Source organism: Streptomyces sp. NPDC048057, assembly GCF_040653095.1.
Taxonomy (GTDB): domain Bacteria; phylum Actinomycetota; class Actinomycetes; order Streptomycetales; family Streptomycetaceae; genus Streptomyces.
Genome location: NZ_JBEZNF010000001.1, coordinates 418,533 through 438,180 on the forward strand (window position 1 = coordinate 418,533; position 19,648 = coordinate 438,180).

The 19,648-nt window shown below is 69.8% G+C and carries 11 protein-coding genes; 9 read left to right on the forward strand and 2 right to left on the reverse strand.

Annotated features, from left to right (window positions below):
* Nucleotides 1–2: 2 nt before the first annotated feature.
* Nucleotides 3–1,268: a glycosyltransferase 87 family protein gene (locus tag AB0E05_RS01970; protein WP_361957123.1), complete on the reverse strand. Its 1,266-nt coding sequence runs from the start codon at nucleotides 1,266–1,268 to the stop codon at nucleotides 3–5.
* A gap of 140 nt (nucleotides 1,269–1,408) precedes the next feature.
* Between AB0E05_RS01970 and AB0E05_RS01975 the strand changes: the two genes are divergently transcribed.
* Together AB0E05_RS01975 and AB0E05_RS01980 are read left to right on the forward strand one after the other, a co-directional pair.
* Entirely contained in the window at nucleotides 1,409–1,870 is a 462-nt protein-coding gene (locus AB0E05_RS01975) for a MarR family transcriptional regulator (RefSeq protein WP_361957126.1), read from the forward strand.
* Nucleotides 1,867–2,766 carry an SDR family NAD(P)-dependent oxidoreductase gene (locus AB0E05_RS01980; protein ID WP_361957129.1) on the forward strand — a complete coding sequence of 300 codons (900 nt, stop codon included), beginning with the start codon at nucleotides 1,867–1,869 and terminating at the stop codon, nucleotides 2,764–2,766. The genes AB0E05_RS01975 and AB0E05_RS01980 overlap by 4 nt, the downstream gene beginning before the upstream one ends.
* Here the strand turns inward: AB0E05_RS01980 and AB0E05_RS01985 are convergent.
* Nucleotides 2,761–3,255 (reverse strand): nuclear transport factor 2 family protein, encoded by a 495-nt coding sequence (locus tag AB0E05_RS01985; RefSeq protein ID WP_361957132.1) that lies wholly within the window; start codon nucleotides 3,253–3,255, stop codon nucleotides 2,761–2,763. The genes AB0E05_RS01980 and AB0E05_RS01985 overlap by 6 nt on opposite strands.
* Before the next feature lie 398 nt (nucleotides 3,256–3,653).
* Between AB0E05_RS01985 and AB0E05_RS01990 the strand changes: the two genes are divergently transcribed.
* From AB0E05_RS01990 to AB0E05_RS02020, 7 genes are all read left to right on the forward strand, one after another.
* Nucleotides 3,654–4,895, forward strand: coding sequence for a M14 family zinc carboxypeptidase (locus AB0E05_RS01990; RefSeq protein WP_361957135.1), 1,242 nt, complete (start codon nucleotides 3,654–3,656; stop codon nucleotides 4,893–4,895).
* Between the two features lie 49 nt (nucleotides 4,896–4,944).
* Nucleotides 4,945–5,589 (forward strand): helix-turn-helix domain-containing protein, encoded by a 645-nt coding sequence (locus AB0E05_RS01995; RefSeq protein WP_361957138.1) that lies wholly within the window; start codon nucleotides 4,945–4,947, stop codon nucleotides 5,587–5,589.
* 445 nt (nucleotides 5,590–6,034) lie between these two features.
* Entirely contained in the window at nucleotides 6,035–7,333 is a 1,299-nt protein-coding gene (locus AB0E05_RS02000; RefSeq protein WP_361957141.1) for an integrin alpha, read from the forward strand.
* Nucleotides 7,334–7,400: 67 nt separating this feature from the next.
* The gene (locus tag AB0E05_RS02005; RefSeq protein ID WP_361957144.1) at nucleotides 7,401–11,135 is read left to right on the forward strand and encodes a LamG domain-containing protein; all 3,735 of its coding nucleotides are present in this window, start codon (nucleotides 7,401–7,403) and stop codon (nucleotides 11,133–11,135) included.
* Between the two features lie 109 nt (nucleotides 11,136–11,244).
* Nucleotides 11,245–18,228: a polymorphic toxin-type HINT domain-containing protein gene (locus AB0E05_RS02010; RefSeq protein ID WP_361957147.1), complete on the forward strand. Its 6,984-nt coding sequence runs from the start codon at nucleotides 11,245–11,247 to the stop codon at nucleotides 18,226–18,228.
* Nucleotides 18,229–18,278: 50 nt separating this feature from the next.
* Nucleotides 18,279–18,791, forward strand: a complete 513-nt coding sequence (locus AB0E05_RS02015) for a DUF4265 domain-containing protein (RefSeq protein ID WP_361957150.1) — start codon at nucleotides 18,279–18,281, stop codon at nucleotides 18,789–18,791.
* A gap of 225 nt (nucleotides 18,792–19,016) precedes the next feature.
* Complete coding sequence (locus AB0E05_RS02020) at nucleotides 19,017–19,643, forward strand: class I SAM-dependent methyltransferase (RefSeq protein WP_361957153.1); 627 nt, start codon at nucleotides 19,017–19,019, stop codon at nucleotides 19,641–19,643.
* Nucleotides 19,644–19,648: the final 5 nt, after the last annotated feature.

Genomic DNA, 19,648 nt, shown 5'->3' on the forward strand with positions numbered 1-19,648 from the left:
CTTCAGACCCGCCCTAGGGCCTCGGAGGCCGGGCGCGGTCGGCGCTGCGCCGCCCGGCCGGTACGGGCCGGGCCCGCCTTCGCGATCGCGGCCAGCGTCAGCAGGGCGCACACCGCGTACACCCAGCCCGCCGCGGCGAGCAGCGCCGGTGCACCCGCGGGCAGGACCTCCTCGACGCGGTTCAGTTGCGGTACGACCCGGCCGGCCGCCGCGAACGCCCAGGCGGCGAAGGCGGCCAGCCGCAGCGCCCGGCGCCCGGGCCCGTACAGCAGCCAGATCATCGTTGGCACGCACCACACCCAGTGGTGGCTCCAGGAGATGGGCACCAGCAGCAGCCCCGTGAGCTGGACGGCGACCAGCGCACCCAGCAGGTCGGCGCGGCGGGCGGCGACCCACCCGGCGTACCCGGCGAGCGCGATGACGACGAGCGCGGCGAGCAGCCAGGGCGCGTCGAAGCCGACGTCGTGCCCCAGGGCCCGACCGAGGGCGCCCCGCAGCGACTGGTTGCGCACGGACGTGACCTGGCCGACCCGCTCCGGCTCGACGACGAGCGAACTCCAGTAGCGCTCCGACTCCCGCGGCGCGACCGACCACCCCAGCGCGAGGGTGCCGACGAAGACGCCGCCCGCGGCGAGCGCGGCCTTCCACTGCCGGGTCACCAGCAGATACGCCCCGCCGACCGCGGGCGTCAGCTTCACCCCCGCGGCCACGCCCACCGCCGCGCCGACGGCCCCGGCCTCCCGGGCCGACGCGAGCCCCCACAGCACGAGGGCCGCCAGGAGGAGGTTGACCTGCCCGAGGTCGAGGGTGTGCCGTACGGGTTCCAGCCACAGGGCCCCGGCGACCCACAGCATCACCCGGTCCCGCCCGAGCCCGCGCCGCGGTGAGGGTGCGTTCGGCAGCAGACGCCCGGCGCAGCCGACGACCACCGCCAGCGCGCCCAGGGAGAGCAGGTGCCAGCCGACGACGGCGACCGGCCACGGCACGTACGACAGCGGCAGGAACACCACCGCCGCGAACGGGGGGTACGTGAACGGCAGCCCGCTCGGTGCCAGCCGGAAGTCGTACAGCTCGCCCGTGCGGACCTGCGGGGCCGCCTCCCAGTACACCCGCAGGTCGAACGGGTCGGGCGGGGCGACTGCCAACGCGACCGCGTGCACCGCGAGCGACAGCAGGAGCAGCCGGGCGGCGTGGTCGAGGGCGCGTTGCCGCACGAGGGCGAGCACGCGGATCGGCTTACTGGCGGGGTCGGTGGGGCCGGTGGGCATGCTCGTGGTCCTACCGCATCCGACGGACGCGGGCGGCGGATGCGCGGGGGCGCCCGCCGCGGACACCCCAATGGCAGAGCGCCCTCCGCCCCATTTTCATGGAAGTTCAAATGATGGGAAAGTCCATGTAACGTGGGGTCATGGACGACGACAAAGGCGTGGACCGTGAACGGGTCGACCGCGAACTGATCGACTACCTCTTCGTGCTGGGCGACGAGGTGCAGGGCGAGTTGAAGCGCCTGCTCCGCGACCTGGAGCTGACCGACGCGCAGGCCGACGCGCTGTGGCGGCTCAGCGGGGAATCGGAGATGACGGCCCGGCGCCTGGCCGACCGGCTGCACTGCGACGCCTCGACGGCCACCGCGATGGTCGACCGGTTGGAGAAGCACGGCCTGGTCCGCCGCATCCCGCACCCCACCGACCGCCGTGCGAAGCTCCTCCAGCTCACCCCGGAGGGCTGCGCCCTGCGCGACCGGGTCATCCGGCACACCGTCGAGCACTCGCCGTTCGCCCGTCTCGACGAGGACGGTCGGATGCGACTGCACGCGCTGCTGCGGGAGGCGGCGGGCGAGGCCCCGCCCGCCGCCGGGGACGCGTCATGACCCGCAGGACCGCCGTCGTCACCGGGGCCGCGGGCGGACTGGGCCTGGTGACCGCGCGCCACCTGGCCCGGGCGGGGTACGGCATCGTCCTCGTGGGGCGCGACGCACCCCGTACCGTCGCGGCGGCCGACGCCCTGCGCGACCTGCTCCCCGCGGACCCCGGCGCCGCCCCGCCCCGGGCGTACGCGGCCGACCTCTCCCTGCGGTCCGAAGTCCGCGACTTGGCGACGGCGCTGGTGACGGACCTGACGGCGGACGCCGCCCGCATCGACGTCCTCGTCAACAACGCGGGAGCGGCGTTCGCCCGCTACGGCGAGACCCCGGACGGCGCCGAACGCACCCACGCGGTCAACCACCACGCGCCGTTCCTGCTCACCCACGCCCTCCTGGCGGCGGACGCGTTCGCCGCGGACGCCCGGGTCGTCAACCTCTCCACCTTCGTCGAGAAGCGCGGTCGGCTCGACGAGAACGCGCCGGACGTCCTCGGCACGTCCTGGCGCGACCGCTTCTACTCCCAACTCCACGTCTACGGCACCAGCAAACTGCTCGGCCTCCTGGCGACGGCGGAGCTGGCCCACCGGCTGCCCGCCGGCATGCGGACGTACAGCGCCAACCCTGGAATGGTGAAGGGCACCGGCATGAACGCCAACGCCGGCGGCCTGATGCGGCTGACGGCCCCGCTGTTCCGCCCGTTCTCCATCACCCCGGACGAGGGCGTGCAAACCGCCCTCTGGCTCGCCACCGCCACCCCGGCCCCGCACCCCAGCGGAGGCTTCTTCGCCGAGTCCCGCCCGGCGACGCCCTCCCGGCCGGCCAGGTCGCCGCAACTCGCCCGCTCCGTCTACGAAAGGACGGCGTCCCTGCTGGGCGTCGAACCGCTCCCGCCCCGGTCATAGCGGGTGCGCGCGGGGCGATGCCGAGCCCGGCTCCCCGTCGAAGGCCCGGGTGACGGCGAGGCTGTCCTCGTAGACGTGATGGCGCGTGACGAGCCCGTCCTCGACCGTCAGATGGAGCGCGAACCGGGCACGGTAGGCGCGGCCGGTGGCGCGGGCGGTCTGCCGGATCTCGCCGAGCACGACCGCGTCGTCCCCGTCGACGAGGATCCGTTCGACCGCGGTCGCCGCCCGCTCCGGCACGTGGTGCTCGGCGAGCGCGCGGTAGTGCGCGGCGGCGTCGGCGCGGGTGGAGCGGTGCCGGATCCACGGGGTGGCGGCGCGGCCGTGCTCCGCATCGGGCCAACTCAGCTTCCAGTCGCCCTGCTCGGCGTACATCTGCGCGATGCGCTCGGGGTCGCCCTCACCGATCCGGCGCAGCAGCTCCGCCACGACGTCGCGGGTGGACGCCGTGACCGTTGTCGTTCCTGTTCCTGCGGCAGGTGCCGACACGTCGACTCTCCCTTCCGTACGGCTCTGTTCCGTCCGCGCTGTCCGCTCGGTGTGCCCGACGGCCGGCGCGGCGTGCTCGCCATCCTCGCCAGCGGCGCCGACCTGCGCCATTACCTCCCGGGTAAGCACGCGTCCATGGCCGCGCCGTCGACCCTCTTGACGTCGATAACGCCATGATGCAGATAATGACATTATCGAATAGAGCTTGAATGGGGCGAAGGGCGGACCGAGCCATGGGCAAGGCGTTCACGAGTCGACGTACGTTTCTCCGCACCGCAGGCACATGGGGGGCCGTCGCTGCCGGCGCCTCCCTCGCGGGACCCGCGCACGGTGCCACGGTGTCCGGAAGATTCTCCGGGCCCTCGGTTCCACCGGACTGGGAAGCCGACCTTCCGCGCATGCATCGATTCCCCAGCTTCGACGAACTCCACCGTACGATCACGGCGTTGGCGCGAGACCATTCCGCACGGGTCGAACTGCACGAGGTGGGGAAGTCCAGAGGCGGTCGGGGCGTACTCCTGGCCTCTGTCGGGAAGGGTCGGAAGAACGTCCTGGTGCTCGGCGGACCGCATGCGAACGAGCCCACGGGATTCCTCACCGTCATCCACCTCGCGCGCCTCGCGGCGAAGCACCCGGATTTCGCCGAAGGGCTCGACGTGACGTGGCACTTCGTCCCCTGCATGGACCCGGACTCCATGGTCCTCGGCGAAGGCTGGTACGGCGCACCGCGCACGATCCGGAACTATTACGGAAACTTCTACCGCCCCGCCTTCGTCCACCAGCCGGAATGGTCGTTCCCCGTCGACGGCGGATTCGACCGCCCGCTCCCGGAGACCCGCGCGCTGATGTCGGTCATCGACGACCTGAGGCCGAAGTTCGTCTACAGCCTGCACAGCGCGGACTTCACGGGCCACCACTTCATGGTGACCAGCGCCGCGCCCGCACTCGTCTCGGACATCGAGCACGCGATGGCGCGGCGCGGACTCCCCGTGCACACCGCCCCGTCGGACGGCGGAACCCCGATCGTCGGCCGGGGAGTCTTCCTCATGCCTGCCCCGCCACGGCCCGACCCCGGTGGGCAGGTGCCGTTCGGAGCGTCCAGCATCCACTACGCACAGCGGCACGGAGCGCTGGGCATCGTGCCCGAAACGCCCATGTGGCACTGCCCCCAGTTCGCGGACACCGGCAGCAGCGGCCGACTTTACGCCGCACTGTTCCGCGCCGCGGCGGACGGGATCGAGCGCGACCGGGACTTCCTGGCAGGTGTCGTCGACCGCGCCCTTGACGACCTCCCGCAAGATTCCCCGCTCTTCGTCGCAGTGGCCGAGGGACTCCCCTTCGCGGAGCAGGCCGCACGGCAATTCCGCAGCTCGGCCGAGGACCCGACCCACGGCCGACCGGCGACCGTCGCCGAGCAGTACCAACTGCTCATGATGCGCTACACCCTTTCCCTCCGCCCCGGCGGAATGCTCCTGCAACTACTGGAGGGCGCCGGGGCGAAGAGTGAAAAGGAGGTACGGAATTGGTTCGATCGCCGCTGCGCCCGCATGCGGAGCGACTTCCCTGGCCGCGCGCTCGATCTGCGCGAATTGACGGCCTTGCAGATGGAAGTCGGTCTCGCCGCTGTGCGCGGTCTCTGACGGGTACGATGCTCCGCACGTACGCCGTTCGGACCTCGGGGATCACCACATGCGTCGCAGTCGCGCCGAGCAAAAAGAACTCAACCGCCGTGCGCTCATTGCCTCGGCGCGGCACCTCATAGCGACTCAGGGGACGAATGTCCCCGTCGACGCCATTGCGGAAGCGGCCGACCTGACCACCGGCGCCATCTACTCCATCTTCGGCAGCAAGCGCGATCTGTTCCTCGCGATCGTCGAGGAGGGAATCCAAGCGGACGTCGCCGGCATCGACGACCTCAAGCAGAGCTTCCAGCAGGACGACCCACCCCTGCGCGCCACCCTCGAAACGTACGCCCGCCGCGCCGCGTCCCACGTCGACGACGCCTTCCACGAGGAGACCCGGCTGGAGGCGCTGATGACGCTGCTCTGCCTGGACGACGACGTCTTCCGCGAGCAGTGCCTGCACCTCCAGCACGCCCAACGGTCCGCGGTGGCCGCCCTGCTGACGGGCCGCCCCGTCTCCTCCCGGACGCCCCTGCGTCGCGTCACCCCCACCGAGGCGGAGCCCATCGCCACCGCCCTCCTCGCCCTCACGAGCGGCTACCTCCTGAGGGGCGTCCTGGACGACCACGCACACCTCGACGGCATGGTCCGCGCGTGTGCGGCGCTCGCGGACCTGGTGGGCGACGACGAGGCGCCGGCAGCCAACGGCTGACAACTTGTGATCATGTTGTGACTGGTGGTGCACAACAATGTCTAAATCGTGGTCTTGTTGTGACGGCGTCAAGTCAGCATGATCGTTTCTCTCGATCACTCGGCGACTGAGCGACTTGCTTCTGAGTCGACCAGTCGGCCAGTGAACAAGTCGACATCGAGGGGGCGGGCGTTGTCCGTGGGGGGAAAGTGGCGGCGTTTCGCCGTCTGTTGCACGGCGGCAGCGCTGCTGGCGACCGGAGCGGGGCAGTACGCCGCGACTCCAGCCGTGGCCGCCGCCACGTGCCAGGGCGGCGTGGACTCCGACTATCAACGGTGACGGGATACGGGACACGGCCATCGCCGACCCGGAAGCGACCGTCTCCGGCAAGGAGCGCGCCGGGCTCGTCCGTGTCGTCCTGGGCGGTGGCAAGGGCGTCGCGGAGCTCTCCCAAGACTCGCCCAACGTGTCCGACGGCGCCGAAGCCGGAGACCGGTTCGGCTTCTCCCTATCGGCGTACGACATGAACCGGGACGGATGCGGCGACCTCGCGGTCGGCATCCCGTATGAGGACGTCGGGACGACCGAGGACGCCGGGCTCGTGCACCTCTTCTACGGCTCGCCTGCCGGACTCGGCATGGGCGCCGTCGACGATAGGGGCCTCCGCCAGGGGGCGGACGGCTGGGTCGGAGAGCACCTGGAGGCCGGCGATCTCTTCGGCTACTCCGTCGCCACCACGACCTCGTCCACCGACGTGGACTATCTGGTCATGGGCTCGCCGGGCGAGGACGGCACCAATATGCCGGACATCGGCATGGTCGTCGCCGTCTACGGCCGGGACTACACGGTCGCCCGCTTCACCCAGGACAGCCCGGGCATCTGGGAGAACGCCGAGCCGCACGACCGCTTCGGGTACTCCCTCGCGGCGGCGGGCAACTGGTTCACCGTCGGCATCCCCGGTGAGTCCATGGACCAGCGCAAGGGCGCGGGCGCTATCTCCGTCTTCAAGGCGTCGATCAACACGAACGGCATCCCGGACCCCGCCTGGGGTTGGGGCCAGGTACGCGTGGGCCAGGGCGACAGTGCGGCGGAGGCGGGGGACGCCTACGGCACCTCGGTGGCGATGGCCGCATGCTGTCCGCGCACCGGCCGGCCGCCCGTGTTGGACGATGCCCTCATCGCCGTCGGCGCACCCGGGGAGGACGTGGGCGCAGTACCCGACGCGGGCACGGTCCAGGTCGCCCAGGTGACCTCGGGCGGCGGAGTGACATGGCACTCCTGGATCACCCAGGACTCGCCCGACGTGGCGGGCGCCGCTGAGGCGGGTGACCGGTTCGGCCAGTCGCTCGTCGTCACCAACCAGGAACCGCAGGTGCAGCCGACGGCGAAGACCACGTTCCTCGCCGTGGGTGCCCCGGGCGAGGACGCGGGGGAGGACGTCGGAGCTCCCGCAACGGACGTCGGAGGCATCGCCCTGATGCCCCTCATCGGCCCGCCCGGCACCGGTGACGTCTGGCTTGAGGCCGGTGCCGGCGTGCCGGCCGCGCCGACGGACCACCTGCTGACCGGGTTGAACCTCTTCGCCACCCGGTCCGCCGTGTACCTCGGGCTTCCCCACGCCCCGGCAACGGACCGTGCGGTGCACCACTACCCGTGGACCACCTCCAAGGGCGGTCCCTTCTCGACCAGCCCGTCCCAGAGTTGGCGGCCCGGCGAAGGCGGCCTCCCGCTGGAGGGCACCGCCTTCGGCGCGACGATCCAGTGACTCCACGCCCCTGGGGGCGACCGACGACCAAGTGCGGCACAGACAAACCAAGGGTGGGGAACCAGGGATGTCCAAAAGCATGCGCCGGCACGGCGCGTGGACGGCGGCGGGCGCCATCGGCGTGGCGACCGTCATGCTCGCCACCAGCGGCCAGTTCGGCACGCTCGACGGCGACGACGAACGGGTGGCGACCACGACGTTGGCGCAGTCGCGCGCGGCCCAGGTGGCACAGGCCGGGCTGAAGGCCGCCGTCGCCAAGGGGCTGCCGACCGAGGGGGAGGCCCGGGAGGCGGCCGAGCAAGCGAAGGCGCCCGTCGAGGTGACGGGAGCGCGGGAAGAGCGCCGTACGGTCGTCGCCAACCCCGACGGTTCCTTCACCGCCCAGGAGTTCCTGGAGCCCGTACGCGCCTTGGGCAAGGACGGTTGGCGACCCATCGACACCAAGCTCGCCAAAGCCGCCGACGGCCGGTGGCGGCCGGCGGCCACCACCGTCGACCTGTCCGTGTCCAACGGCGGTACGGGCCCCTTCGCCACGGTCAAGCGGGCCGGCCGCGAGTTCGCCCTCAGCTGGCCGGGCCGGGCGCTGCCCGCACCCGCGGTGAGCGGTGACACTGCCACGTACGCCGAGGTCCACCCCGGCGTGGACCTGGTCGTCCGCGCCGAGCCGGAGGGCTTCGGCCACTTCGTCGTCGTCAAGACCCCGGAGGCGGCGGCCAACCCCGCCGTCGCGAAGATCCAACTCGGGCTGCACACCGAAGCGCTGACGGTGGGCACCACCGCGTCCGGTGACCTCCAGATCACCGACGACCAGTCCAAAGGCGTCGTCTTCGAGGCGCCCGAGCCGGTCATGTGGGACACGCCCGCTGCTCCGCCGCAGGCCGCGAAGGGTGCCAAGCCCGCCGCCGGACCCACCGCGGGGGCCGGTTCGACCGGGGCCGCCGGCGCGCCCCTCGACCCCGCGCCCAACGCCACCGTCGCCCCCGTCGACATGACCGTCGGCAAGGACGGACTCACCCTCGTCCCCGACGCGAAGCTGCTCACGAACCCGGCCGCGTACCCCGTCGTCATCGACCCGACGGTGACCAGCCCCGCTTCCGCCTGGACCTCGGTCATCAAAGGCATGCCCAACGAACAGAACTGGAAGTTCAGCGGCAACGAGGGCATGGGCAAGTGCCCCACCGACTACAGCGCCGCGTCGTGCCAGGGCATCGACACCCGCCGGCTGATGGACACGGTCCCGCTGACGGCGTACCGCACGGACATGACGATCCTGGAAGCCACCTTCGCCACCCGGGTCGCCCACATCTACGCCGCCACCCCCACCGCCGAGCCCGTCCGCCTCTACCGGGTCGGCGGCAAGAACTTCGGCATCACCTCCAGCAGCAGTTGGAGCAACACCGACGCGCTGTGGGACACCCACCTGGGCACCGTCGACAAGGCGATCCAGCCGACCGCGTGCAGCAGCCCGGCCAACCTCCACTTCGAGTCCGCCGCCAGCGGTGCGCTCGCCAAGGACGTACAGGCCGCGGTCCGCGGCGGCTGGACGAAGATGACCTTCGGCCTGCGCGCCGCCAACGAGTCCCGGTTCGCCGAGTGGAAGCGGATGTGCGGCAACGGGTACCTCTCCGTCACCTACAACCGCCCGCCGACCGCGCTCACCAACAAGACGCTCTCTAGCAACCCGGGTGGCGCGTGCAACACCACCACCAACGGAGTCCGCGTCAGCCGACTGCCCAAGCTGTACGCCCAGCCCACCGACCCCGACCACAGCACCCGCGACGCCGAGCCCGTGAAGGTCGAGTTCAAGGTGGCGTGGACGGACGCGGCCGGCGTGGCGCAGTCGTACCCGGCGACCACCGGAATGGCCTCGCCGGGCGCCACCTTCCAGCACCAGGTGTACGAGCCCAAGGGGAAGCCGATTCCCGAGAACGCCGTGGTCAGCTACTCCGCCCGGGTCAGCGACGGCGTGGTGTGGAGTGCGTGGAGCCCCGTCTGCCGCTTCCTCGTCGACCGTAACGTCCCCGGCGCACCGCTCGTCGACTCGCCCGAGTTCCCCCGCGAGAACCCCGGCGCGAGCGTCGGCGTGACCGGCAGCTTCACCCTCTCGCCCAACACGGAAGACCAGTACGACGACGCCGTCGCCAAGTACGTGTACGACTTCGACTCCGACAACCAGCCGCCGGCCACCGCGACCCCGACCGCGGTCGGCGGGCCGGTGACGGTGAAGTGGAGCCCGCAACACCGCGGCGGCCACAAGCTCTTCGTGACGTCGTACGACGGCGCGAACAACGCCAGCGAGCAGACCACCTACCTGTTCGACGCGGTCACGGGCGCCCCGCCCGCCGCGCAGTGGACGCTGGCCGACAACGCGCAGGCGGACATGGCGCGCGACACGTCGGGGAACCACCCGGCGCACATCGGCCCCAAGGTCACCCGAGACACCGCTGGCAACGGCACCGCCGCCGACCGGGTCATGGACCTCGACGGCTCCGCCGACTCCTACCTGGAGACGGACGCCTCCGTCGTGGACACCGAGCGGGGCTTCTCGATCAGCGCGTGGGTCAAGCCCGACACCCTGACCCGCGACATGACCGTCGCCAGCCAGAACGGCTCCGGCGAGCCCGGCTTCCGACTCGCCTACCAGGCCGCGAAGAAGACCTTCGCCTTCGCCCTCCCGACGTCCGACGTCGAGGCGATGAACGACACCGTCCTCACCACCACCCTGAACCGCACCTGCCCGGACGGCGCGTCCCAGCCCGTCTGCGCCGGCGAATGGCGCCACCTCGCCGGCGTGTACGACCCGGGCGCCCCGAAGCCGCTGAAGCTGTACGTCGACGGCCAACTGCGCGCCGAGGCGGACCGCCCGCTGCCGTGGAAGGCGTACGGCACCTTCCAGATGGGCCGCGAGCGCGCCAAGACGGGCTACCGGTCCCACTGGGACGGCCAACTCGCCGACGTCCGCGCCTACAACCGTGCCACCACGGCCGACGAGGTCTCGAAGATGGTGGCAAGCAAGGTGGCCCGGCTCGGGTACTGGAACCTGGACGCGGCCGGCGGGACGGGCGGGAAGTCTTTCGCGGAGGCGGGCGGCGGCCAGGCGCTGGTGATGGGCGGGGGTGCGGTGCACTACGCCGAAACTCCCACCGACGTCCTTGATGGCAACGTCATGATGTACACGACCGACGCTTCGGGAGCGGATGTTCCTGGCGGCCGTCTGACCCTGAAGAACAACGGTTACGCGGCCACGGGCACCCCGCCGCTCGACGGCACGGGCAGCTTTTCGGTCACCGCGCGCGTCCGGCTCTCCAGCAAGACGGCGACGACGAAGCAAGCGGTGCTCTCCCTGCCCGGCGACACCACCAGTCGCTTCGTGGTCCGCTTCACCGCATCCCCCGACGGGATCACCCCCGGCCACTGGGAACTGGTTGCGCCGAAGGACGCTGGTGCCGAGTCGCCCGCCGCGATCGCCCGCGCCTACCCGAACGGCAACCCCGACCAAGGAATCGGCCAGTTCATCACGGTCACCTACGACGCCCTGACGCAGCGGCTGAGCCTGTACGTGGACGGGGAGGCCGCCTTGCCGACCCCCGGCGACGCCAACCCCGTGTCAGGCCACGTCGACGGAGTCGGGATGACCTGGCCGGCCACCGGAGGTCTCCAGGTGGGCCGTGCCCGCATCAGCGCCAGCAACTGGGGCGACCATCTCGCCGGCGAGGTGGACGACGTCCGCGTCTACAAGGGCGTCCTCGACCGGCCGACGATCGACCGGCTCCACGACAACTGGGTCAAGCCGCAGTTGTAGGCATCCGCACCTCACCCGGAATCCCGTACGTCGCGCCACCCGGTCGCCGCTCCCAGGCGGCGACCGGGCCACCAGCCTTCGCTTCCCACCTCTGCCACGGGAGTACTCCATGCCTGCCCGCACCCGACGTGCGCGCTTCCCACGCGGCTCCAGAGCCGTGGCGGCCATCGTGCTGACGCTGTCGACCGCGCTCACCGCGTCGACGGTGCAGGCGGCGACCGTCTACGAGGAGAAGGTCCGCCCCTACCGGGCGGACAAGCCCACCTTCGACGACCCCGCCAAGGGCTCGCCGGCCAAGGCCAAGCCGCAACCGGTCGACACGACGAAGAAGGCGGCGGTCACCTCCCTGGCCCCGGCGCGCTGGCCCGTCGCGGGCAGCGTCACGGCCGATCTGGCGACCGGGACCAAGACCGTTCGCCCTGGTGGCCTTCCCGTCACGCTCTCCGCCCCCACGGCACGGAAGGCGGCGAAGGCGCCGGCCGCCACCGCACCGGTGCGCGTGGAGGTGGTCGACCAGGCCCGTGCGAAGGCCGTCGGTGCGAGCACCCTCCTCAAAGTCACCCAGGAGGGCACCGAGGCCAAGACCAAGGCCACGAAGGCCCGCATCGGCATCGACTACACCAGCTTCGCCGACGGCCACGGCGGCGACTACGGCGCCCGCCTGACCCTCTTTCAGCTCCCGGCCTGTGCCCTCGCCGCCGCACCCGGCTCCAAGGCGTGCCCCCAGGCACCCGTCCCGCTGCCGACGGTGAACGACACCGAGAAGAAGACCCTCTCCGCGGACGTCCCGGTCGGCGCCGGGAAGAGCGCACCCCTGCTTGCGGTGGCCTCCAGCGCGGAATCGTCCAAGGGCTCCTACGAAGCGACCCCGCTGACCCCCTCCGCCTCCTGGAACGTCACCCCGTCCTCCGGCGGCTTCAGCTGGTCGTACCCGATGGACACGGCGCCCGTCCCCGGTGGCTTCCAGCCGGAGATCGGACTCTCATACTCCTCCCAGACCACCGACGGCAAGACGGCCATCACCAACAACCAGGGCTCCTGGGCGGGTGAGGGCTTCGGGTACGAGCCCGGCTACATCGAGCGCCAGTACAAGGCGTGCGCCGACGACGGCCACACGTCCTCCGGCGAGCTGTGCTGGGCCCACGACAACGCCACCATCATGCTCAAGGGCTCGTCCGGCCAGCTGATCAAGGACGACGCCACCGGCGAGTGGCGCATGGTCAGCGACTCCGGCTGGAAGATCGAGAAGCTGACCGGCGCCGACAACGGCGACAACGACGGCGAGCACTGGAAGGTGGTCGCCGACGGCACCGAGTACTACTTCGGCCTCAACAAACGCCTCGGCTGGACCGCCGGCAAGCCGGAGACCCAATCGACCTGGACCGTCCCCGTCACCGGCGACGACAGCGGCGAACCCTGCTACAACGCCGTGTTCGCGAACGCCTCCTGCAACCAGGGCTGGCGCTGGAACCTCGACTTCGTCAAGGACCGCAACGACAACACCATCTCGTACTTCTACGAGAAGGAGCAGAACGCCTACGCCCGCGGCGGCAAGACGGACGTCAACGGCACCGAGTACACCCGCGGCGGCCACCTCGCCCGCATCGAGTACGGCCAGCGCCACGGCGCCCTGTTCACCGAAGCGGCAGCGGCCCGCGTGCTCTTCAAAACCGACGAACGCTGCGACAAGACCGCGGACTTCGACTGCGCCGCCGCCAAATGGACCGCCGCCAACGCCGCCCGCTGGCCCGACACCCCTCGGGACCGCTACTGCGCGGTGGGCACCAAGTGCACCTTCAGCCAGTCCACGCCGTCCTTCTTCACCCGCAAGAAGCTCACCACCGTCACCACCCAGGTGCGCACTGGCGCCACCACGTACGCGGACGTCGACGCCTGGCACCTCAAGCACATCTTCACCGACAACGGTGACAGCTCGAAGACCCTGTGGCTGAACGAGATCCAGCACGAAGGACGAGCCAACGGCGGCAGCATCAAGCTCCCCGCCGTCCAGCTCATCGGCGACGTCCTGGACAACCGGGTCGACACGATCGGCAACAACCTCGCCCCGATCAAGCGGTTCCGGCTGCGGACGGTCATCAGCGAGTCCGGCGCCCAACTCGACGTGACGTACAAGCCCGTGGACTGCGCCGTCGGCTCGCTGCCGGCGCCCGGCTCCTCCACCAAGCGCTGCTACCCGGTCGTCTGGGCCCCGCCCGGCTATCTGGAGCCGATCACCGACTGGTTCCACAAATACGTCGTCGCCTCGGTGCAGCAGTCCGATCGCACCGGCAACAGCGATCCGATGGTCACCCGGTACGACTACCTGGACGAGGCCGGCTGGCGGAAGCCCAAGCCCGACGGCATCACCGACCCCAAGTTCCTCACCTGGGGCCAGTGGCAGGGCTACGGAAGGGTCCGGGTTACCGCGGGCAACGGCCAAAGCCAGGCCACGCGCGTCGACTACACGTACCTCAAGGGACTGAACGGCGACGAGAAGCCCGGCGGCGGCACCCGCACGTCGTCCGTCACCGACTCCGACGGCACGGTCCACACCGACCGCGAGGAGTTCACCGGCTTCGAGCTGGAGAAGGCCGCGTACAACGGCACCAAGCTCGAATCCAAGACGATCGCGACTCCTTGGTACCGCTCCACCGGCACCCAGACCCGTACCTGGGACGGCAAGCAGGTCGTCATCGACGCGGGCGTCACCGCCACCGAGCGCACCCGCGGCTTTACCGCCCTGCCGGGCGACAACAAGTGGCGCAAGGCCATGTCCGAGAACACCCTGGACACGGCGAAGGGCGTCGTCGGACGCGTCCGACAGGTCAACGACCTCGGCGACCTGTCCACCACCGCCGACGACAAGTGCACCCGCACCGACTACGCCGACAACCAGGCCCTGGGCATCGTCTCGCTCCCGAGCAGGGTGGAGACCGTCTCCGTCGCCTGCACCGCCACGCCCCAGCGCAAGACGCAGGTCATCAGCGACGAACGCACCCTCTACGACGGAAAGAAGCTTGGCGAGGCACCCACCCGCGGCCTGGTGACCCAGTCGGAGCGGCTGATCTCCCACGACGGGACGACGCCCACCTATCAAGTCACCGACGTCACCACGTACGACCTCCACGGCCGGCCCCTGTCCCAGACGGACGACCGCACCAAGGCGACCAACACCTTCACCTACACCGAGACCAATGGTCTGACCTCCAAGGGCACCACGAAGAACGCCCTCGGCCATGTGGTGACGACGGACTACGCGCCCGCGTGGGGCCACCCGACGGCCCGAGTCGACGCCAACGGCAAGCGCGTGGACTACGAGTACGACGCCTTCGGCCGACTGACCGGCGTATGGCAACCCGACCACGCCAAGCTCGGGAACGAGACCCGCCCGAAGATCAAGTACAGCTACCTGATCCGACAGAACGACGTCTCCGCCGTCAAGACGGAGAAGTGGACCAACGGCGTCTACACCCTGCCGGACTACCAGCTCTTCGACGCGCTGCTGCGCCCGCGCCAGCACCAGACCGAGGGCCCCAACGGCACCCGCATGGTGGCCGACACCTGGTACAACGGCCTGGGCAAGATCACCAAGTCGAACGTCACGTACAACGCCCTGGGCGCGCCTTCCGACAAGCTCCTGGCGACCCCCGACGGTGAGGTCGGCGCCCAGACGCTGAACGAGTACGACGGGTTGGGGCGCCCCACCGCGGAGATCTCCGCGATCGCAGGCCACGAGCAGTGGCGCACCACGACGAGCTACGACTCCACGGCAGAGGGCGACCGGGTCCACTCCGACCCGCCGCAGGGCGGCATTCCGACCACCTCGATCAGCAACGAGGCGGGGCAGGTCACCGAGCTTCGGCGCTTCGAGGGCGCGGCGCCGGTCGTCAGCGGTCCGCTCGGCGCGCACACCAGCACCAAGTACACCTACCGGCCTGCCGGTCAGATGGCGACGGTTACGGACGACGACAACAACGTCTGGACGTACGAATACGACCAACTCGGCCGCAAGACGAAGTCGATCGACCCGGACTCGGGCACGTCCACGACGACGTACGACGCGGCGGACCGGCCGACGACGGTGACGGACGCCCGAGGCAAGTCCGTCACCACCACGTACGACCTGCTGGACCGGCCGCTCGTCAGGCACGACGGCAAGACCGCCACCGATCCCAAGCTGACCGAGATCAAGTACGACAAGGCGGGTGCGCTGGGGTATCAGTACGCCTCTTACCGATACGTCAGCGCGACCAAGTACTTCGCCTCCGTGGTTTCCCGCTTCGACAGCCTCTACCGGCCAGTGGCGCAGGGGTACATGGTGCCGGACACGGAAGGTGCCCTTAAGGGCCTGTACCTCTACAACACCAACTACAACCCGGACGGCACCGTCGCATCGACCGGCATGCCGACGATGGGCGGGCTGCCGCAGGAGACGGTGTCCCACGGGTACGACGACCTTCAGCGGCCGGTCTCCCTCAGCGGTCTGAGCAGCTACGTCACCAACACGGCCTGGACGCCGACCAGCCAGCTCTCCACGCTCACCCTGAGCACCGGCGGCAAGCAGTCCCAGCAGCACTTCTTCTACGAGAAGGGCACGGACCGCGTCGAGCGCAAGCTGGTGACGGTCGACGGCCTCGGGCGGGCGGCGAAGGACGTCCACACCTCCTACGACCTGTCGGGCAACGTCATGTCGGTCGCCGACCTCGCGGACACCAGCAGTTCGGCGAAGACCGACGTCCAGTGCTACGCCTACGACGGTCAGCGTCGGCTGACCGAGATCTGGACCCCGGAGGCGACGGCGGCAACCGCGGCCGGCTCCGGCACGGTCGGCATGAAGACCCCCGAGTACGCCGGTCAGACCCCCACGGCCTGCACCTCGGCCCAGCCGGGTGCGAACCCGCTCGGCGGACCGGCGCCGTACTGGACCTCCTACTCCTTCGACAAGATCGGCAACCGTTCGAAGGAGGTCCGCCACGACGTCGGTCGCGTCGCGGCGAAGGACATCATCCGGACGTACGCCTACGGCGACGCGAACCAGAACGGCACGCCGAAGGAGGCGGGCGACGGCGGTCCGCACGCCGTCACCAAGGTCTCGGAGACGACGCCGACGGGCGTGCAGCAATCGCTCTACGCGTACGACGCGGCCGGCAACACGACCCAGCGGAAGCTGAGCGGCGACACGCAGACGCTGCGGTGGAACTCCGAGGGCAAGGTCGACGAGATCACCGAGCCCGACGACCCGACGACGCCGGACAAGGACGAGTCGAAGAAGACGACGTTCCTGTACGACGCCGAGGGCAACCGCCTCAAGCGCACGGACGCGTCGGGCACCACGCTCTACATGCCGGGCGGCACCGAACTCCACCTCCCCACGGGCCCGAACGCCACGGTCCAGGGCACCCGCTATTACAGCCACGCCGGCGAGGTCGTCGCCGTCCGCACCAGCGACGGCAAGGTCTCCTTTATCGCCACGGACCAGCACGACACGGGCGACATCGCGATCGACGCCACGACGGGTGCGGTCACGCAGCGCCGAATGGACCCGTACGGCAACCCGCGGACCGGCAATGCAGGAACGTGGCCGGGCCAGAAGGGATTCGTGGGCGGCACGATCGACGCGTCCACGGGCCTCACCAACATCGGCGCGCGCCAATACGACTCGAACCTAGGCAAGTTCATCTCGGTCGACCCGATCATCGACCTCAGCGACCCCCAGCAGATGAACGGCTACTCGTACGCGAACGACAACCCGACGACGTACGCCGACCCGACGGGCCTGAGGCTCGCCTGCGGCGGCAGCACGGGCCTCGGCTGTCCCACCAGCGCTCCCAAGCCGCCGACCAAGGTACAGACGGCGACCAACGACGCCCGGTGGCAGGCCAACGAAGCCGAGGTGGCGCACAACGGGGCCAAGCAGCAGGTGAAGAAGGCCAGCAAGGAGCTGGGCAAGAAGATCATGGACGTGCTGGGGATCACGGCCGCCATGGACTGTGTCTCCAGCGGAAATCTGAGCTCCTGCGGTGAGACGCTCCTCAATGTCGTCTCCTACCTGAGCGGGACCAAAGCTCTCCAGGTCGCTGCGAAGGTCTTGGGCAAGAACCCGTTCAAATGGGCGAGCAACATCAAGCGGGTCGGGGGCCTGCTGGCTGACATCGTCACCGGGGTCATGGACGTGATGGACACGTCCAAGAAGCTCAACAAGGCCAGGGACAAACTCGCGGCGGCGGAGGCGAAGCAGCGGAAGGCGGGCAGTTGCCCGTCACCCCACAGCTTCCTTCCCGGCACGTTGGTACTCCTTGCTGACGGGTCGACGAAGCCGATCGAGGACGTCAAGCCCGGCGACGAGATCCTGACGACCGATCCGAAGACGGGCGAGGAAGTTGTCCGCAAGGTCGTCGGCACGATCGTCACCGAGGACGACAAGGACTTCGTCGACCTCACGATCACCGTGGACGGCGCGACGTCGTCCCTGATCTCGACCACGACGCACCCCTTCTGGGTCGAGTCGGAACGCGACTGGATCAAGGCCGGCGACCTCAAGCCGGGCATGCGCCTGACGACCCCCGAGGGCGCGACGGCGACCCTGGACGACACCCGCTACTTCGAGAAGCGCCAGCGCACGCACGATCTGACCGTTGCGGAACTGCACGCGTACTATGTGCTGGCGGGCGAGACGCCGGTCCTGGTCCACAACATCAACAACCCCATTCCGGGAATGTGCCCGACTGCTGGCGAGTCCGTTTATGTCATCCCTGGCGGTTCGAGCAACGGGCCGGGTGCGTACGGGAAGATCCCTTCGGGGTTGCTTCAGGAGTACGGTGTTGGAAAGCAGTGGAATCCGCCGCAAATGGTTCCTTTGTGCTCTTACTGTCGAGTTAACACGGCAAAAGCCATAGATCATGTTCAGCCCCGGAGTAAAGGTGGCGATCTCTCAGATGCAAACACCACACCTGCGTGTACATTCTGTAACAGCTCGAAGAAGGATCGGATAGCTCCGCTCAACCCGCCGCCAAATTATCAGGGGCAATGGCCACCGCAGTGGTGGCCGGCCAACATGGCAGCTACTGTGCAGATCCCCAGAGTAATTCCATAGGGAGAATGCGGCGGGTCATTTAATGGCCCGCCGCAAGTCTATTTGTAGTAGTGGAGATCACCTTGCAGGTCGCGATCGATGGAGTCACCTACATCAGCCACGAGGAGCCAGTGTGGAGGGGGGAAGGAAACCAGCTGGCCATGGTGGACCTGCGGGCTTTCGGTCTGGAGAGGATGCTGGAGCAGCTATGGCTTCGCGAGGCCAGCGAAAGTGGTAGCTATGCGGTCTGCTGCATTCCTTTCTACGCCTATGGTCTGGCTCTCGGTGACGTGGTGCGGCTGAACGCTAGCGGTGGTGTAGAGCGGCTCGTCCGTAAGTCAGGACGTCGTGTGCTCCGCGTGCTCTTTGCGGAGGATCGACCATCAGCTGACAGTCGCTCTGCGCTTCGTGAAGCGGTGGATGCCTGTGGCCTTCTGAGCGAGTGGAATGGCGAGCGACAGGTCGCCATCGACGTCCTGGATGCATCGATCATACAGCCGGTTTACGACTCGGTTCAGGAGGAGATCCGGAATGGGACGGCCTTCTGGGAGTGGAGTGATGTCACCCAGTTCCGGTCCTCCTGAAACTCGGATGACGCTGCTCGGTGTCGCCATTCCGCCCGGCCTGCATAGCCGTGCACGATGTGTCTGCCGTGTCCGACCCGACTGATGCGGGCCCGGTCGCCATACTTGCTCGCTCCGGCAGATAAGCCCACGGCCTCGCTTGCGGAAACGGCAAGCCCGCTCGCCCCGGCCGGGTGGGCCTGCCAAGACTGGGGGCTCCCGGTTCAGGCGATCCAAGGAGCCCCCATGCGCACCAGCGAAGCATCCACCTTCTGGAACGACGTCTACGCGAGTCGGCCCGACGCCGGGGAGCCCGGGCCGAACGTGCGGCTTGTGGAGGTCGCCGGTGGGCTGGCCGTCGGGGACGCGTTGGATCTGGGGTGCGGGCCCGGTGGGGACACGCTGTGGCTCGCGCGGCAGGGGTGGAACGTCACCGCCGTGGACATCTCCGCCGTGGCGACCGAGCGGGTCGCTGAGCTGGCGCGGGGCGCCGGGCTCGGGGGGCGGGTCAGTACGGAGGCGCATGACCTCGGGGAGTCGTTTCCCGAGGGGCGGTACGACCTGGTGTCCGCGCAGTACCTTCAGACGCCGTACGACTTCGACCGGGCCGGTACCCTGCGCGCCGCGGCGCGCAGCCTGAACCCGGGCGGGCGGCTGCTGGTCGTGGATCACGGGTCGACCGCGCCGTGGTCGTGGAACCAGGATCCGGACCTGCACTACCCGACCCCGCAGGAGGTCATCGCGGGGATCGGTCTGGACCCGGCGACGTGGACCGTCGAGCGGGCCGATGCGCCGCGGCGGGTCGCGACCGGGCCTGACGGGCAGACCGCCGAGGTCGTCGATCACGTCATCGTCATCCGCCGCGCCGGGTGAAGGGG